General features: G+C 61.0%; 2 protein-coding genes. One reads left to right on the top strand and one right to left on the bottom strand.

What is annotated here, in order from left to right; genetic code table 11:
- The first annotated feature begins 192 nt into the window (after positions 1-192).
- On the top strand, positions 193-1,785 hold the full coding sequence (locus R1101_RS0118525) for a PucR family transcriptional regulator (RefSeq protein WP_081494127.1): 1,593 nt from the start codon (positions 193-195) through the stop codon (positions 1,783-1,785).
- A 43-nt stretch (positions 1,786-1,828) separates the two neighbouring features.
- Here the strand turns inward: R1101_RS0118525 and R1101_RS0118520 are convergent, their stop codons facing one another.
- Positions 1,829-3,238 carry a purine-cytosine permease family protein gene (locus tag R1101_RS0118520; RefSeq protein ID WP_016934838.1) on the bottom strand — a complete coding sequence of 470 codons (1,410 nt, stop codon included), beginning with the start codon at positions 3,236-3,238 and terminating at the stop codon, positions 1,829-1,831.
- Positions 3,239-3,614 lie beyond the last annotated feature (376 nt).

The following is a 3,614-nucleotide window of genomic DNA, read 5'->3' as shown; positions in this document are numbered from 1 at the left end:
GCGCTCGAACAGGGACTCGGCAGCTGTGCCGTGGTTCTGTGCAGTCACAGTGATCAGCCAATCTTCCAGGATAAGAGCGAATATGGGCGCCGCCGACGGATGTCTCACGGTCGATTTCCAGTTCCATCATGACTGTCATAGGGCACCCGAAGAATTGTGGAAAAATCAATCGGTGTGGATAGGATTTGAAGAATGTACAGCTCTACCGAAGTGATCCCGTACGGGCGTAATCCCACTCTGCGTCGTCTTCTCGCAGAAAAGGATTTGGAACTGCGGCTCGTCGCAGGGAGTCGGGAACGTACGGACCGCGTCATGCAGGGCATCCATCTCACCGAGGTTCTCGAGGTGGACAAGTGGCTGACCGAGGGTTGGGTCATGATGACGACCGGATATCTGCTGCAGCGCGATTCGGAAGCTCAGCGTCGACTCGTCCGCACTCTCGACAAGATCGGCGCTGTCGGGTTGGGATACTGCGTCGAGATCTTCACCAAGCATGTTCCCGCAGCGCTCCTGGACGAAGCCCGCGCATTGGATTTCCCCCTGTTCGTGATGCCGCTGCACATCAAAGCGCGGGACGTGTCGACACGCGCGAACAGGATGATCCTCGCCAACGACGACACGCTTTTCCGGCAGGCGCAGAGCACGCAGGACCTGTTCTTCGAGAACTTCGATACGGGAACGCGAGCGGATTGGCTTCCCGAACGCCAACTGGTCGAGAACCTGTCGGCATTCCTCTGCCTGCCGGTCCGCTTCTTCGCGAAGGACTCCGTGTACCTCGCCGATGCCGATCCGGTGACGAGACTTCTGCTGACGGCGCCGACACACGCTCCGATCAAGCAGCGGAGCGGCGCCGACGACCTTTTGATCGTTCCCGCCCGAGTCGGTGCGATCTTTACAGGATGGCTCGTGGTCACCTTGCCGCATGACATGAGCGACGGGCAGGTGGCGATGAATACCTCGCTCGCCGTGGCGCGCCTGGTCGCACTGTCGGTTGTCAGTCGCAACCGGCCGGCGTCCTCGGATCGCGCAGTGCGCCAGGAGGTGATGAGCCAGCTGCTTCGACGCGGGTGGCACGATACGGAGTCCGATCCGCTGAAGCGGTTGCAGAGCTCGGGAACACTCGGGGCCTTGCACGACCTCGGATTCAGGTCGGGTGAGCCGATCCGGGGCTCGGTGGTCGAGCGGAGGGGCAGCGTGCAACCCCATGCGGAACGAGCCGGCGGCTTCGATGCGACGGTCGAAGAACTTCATGGTAGCGGGGCTCCCTACGTTTTTCTGGTCGAGGGCAATCGGATGACTGTGGTGACACAGATGCCACTCGACGACCTGGTCGCCGTGCTCGGCGCCACCGACCACGGCATCGCCGGGATCGGCGGCGAAGGCGTCGGTGCCACCGATGTCCCGAAGTCCGTTGCGCAGGCCACAAGTGCTCTGGCGATGGCGACGGCAGGCGAGGAAGGTGCAACACCACGGTTCCGGTACATCGTTTTCGACAACGTAGCGATGTCCGCGTGGATGATTCACCATCACAGGGTCGGCGCCGGGCCGGCACGCGCCCGTCGTCAACTTGCCGAACTGCGAGAACATCAGACGGTGTTCGAAACCGTGGTCTCCTACTTCGGTGCAGGTATGGATGCCGGCCTGACAGCGGACAGGCTGTTCATCCATGTCAATTCCGTGCGCTACAGGCTTCGCAAGGCGGAAGAGATCCTCCAGGCATCCTTGCAGCACCCCGCTGTAATTTCCGATCTGTATTTGGCACTTCGGGTTTGCGGAGATCTGTGACCGGTGTGGGACCGGCCCTTCGTCCCACATCCGGTCGAGGGACTCAACTCACGAGTTCCGGGACAGAGCCGTCCTCGTCGGAATTGGTGCTCCGATCGTCGAGGTTCCGCAGCGGGCGATAGTGTCGCCCCTTCGTGGCAACGGCGACGATCGGCACGATGACGAAGGCGATGGCACCGGAAACGAACGGCGCCCAGGTCATTCCGGCAGGTCCTGCGACACCGAAGGCCAACGGGACCGACACCAGTAGCGCGAGTCCGACCGCAATCAGTCCGACCGGGTTGAACGCAGGGAGCTCGTGGTGCTGGTAGGGCGACGAGTCGTCGGCGAGGTGGAGAACGCCACGCACGATGAACATGTGCGCCACCACCGCCATCACCCATGCGATGATGAAGACAGCTTCGAACGTGAGAACTTGGTTCAACCGCGAGTAGATGTCTCCGAAAATCAGTGCGGTGCCGAGTACTGCGGTCAGCACTACCCACCAGTGCCGACCGGGCGAGTAGTGGAACAGGCGCTGGAACAGTGTGCTGTAGACGATCGAACCGGAGTAGATGTTGGTGACGTTGATCCGGACCTGAGTGACGATGACGAACAGCACGCCCCATACACCCATGATCACAGGCAGATAGACTCCTGGATCGGGTTCGCCGAAGCGCAGCGTCAGCCATCCACCCAGGATGGTGCAACCTCCGAAAGTCAATGCCTGAGCGAGGAATCCGACGAGAAATGCGCCGGAGTTCTTACGCTTGGGCGGGATGAAACGACCGAGGTCGGCGGAGATCGTGACTTGGGAGACGACGGCGAGGGCGGCAGCAAGTACCTGGATCAGCCCGGGGCCTGCGGCGGGGGAGTAGCTTCCGTCCCCGCTGTAGGACCAGAAATCGGTTGTCGAATCGGTACCCGCGGCTTTCCAGATGGTGATTACGAGGAACACCGCGTATATCGGCAGTGTCACCCACATGAGCAGGGTCATCAGGCGCATCCCGTACCACGTCAGGGGGATGAAAATCAGACCGCTGACCAGGTAGATTGCCCACTTCGGGATGGATGGCCACTGCTCGTGTACGGCGTTCGCCATGATCGAACCTTCGAAGGCAAAGAACATCAGGAACGTCAGCGTGTAGATCAACGATGTCAGCGCGGATCCGAGATAGCCGAATCCCGAGCTACGACTGAGCAAGTCCGCGCTGAGTCCTGTTTCCGATGCTCTGCGGCACCAGAAGAACGCCAGCGTGCCGATCACCAAGGACGCGATGGTCATTCCGATCACCAGGTTCTTGGTCCCGTAGGTATGCACCAGGGTGCCGCCCCATGAGAGGAAGAACATGGCTGTGGTAATGCCGAACATGACGCCGAAGAGCGAGACCGTGCTCCAGGTCCGATACTCCAGCGGTACTCGGTCCTGGGCGTAGTCCTCGCGATTCTCGGCCCAGTCGGTCGATTCTGTCACAGGACTGCTTTCGGGCATTGCTTTACTCATGAGAGTACTCAGTTTCTATGCGAGGAAATGGTCCACAATGCAGGGGAAGACTGTTCCGGTCGTCTCCACCGATATGGGTAGCCGCCGAATGAGACAGGTAAGAGCGAAGCCCGAAGTAGTGATTCACTTGTCGGGTCCGGACCTCGGACTGTGATCCGGACCCGACGGCGTCAGTGCGCCGAAACGGCGCGGAGTCGCTCGGTCTCTTCGAGGTCGACCTGCAATTCGTCTGTGAGAACATCGGAGGTGAAAGCGACGCCGTACACGTCCCGGGCGCGCTCGAAACTGACGAACCGGGCCAGGACGTCCTCGCGTACCAGGTGGACCTCCCGGCGCTTCGGCTCGC

Source organism: Rhodococcus sp. R1101 (genome assembly GCF_000278445.1).
Classification (GTDB): domain Bacteria; phylum Actinomycetota; class Actinomycetes; order Mycobacteriales; family Mycobacteriaceae; genus Rhodococcus; species Rhodococcus gordoniae.
The sequence above is the reverse complement of the archived record's forward strand: the minus strand, read 5'-3'. Positions and strand labels throughout refer to the sequence as shown.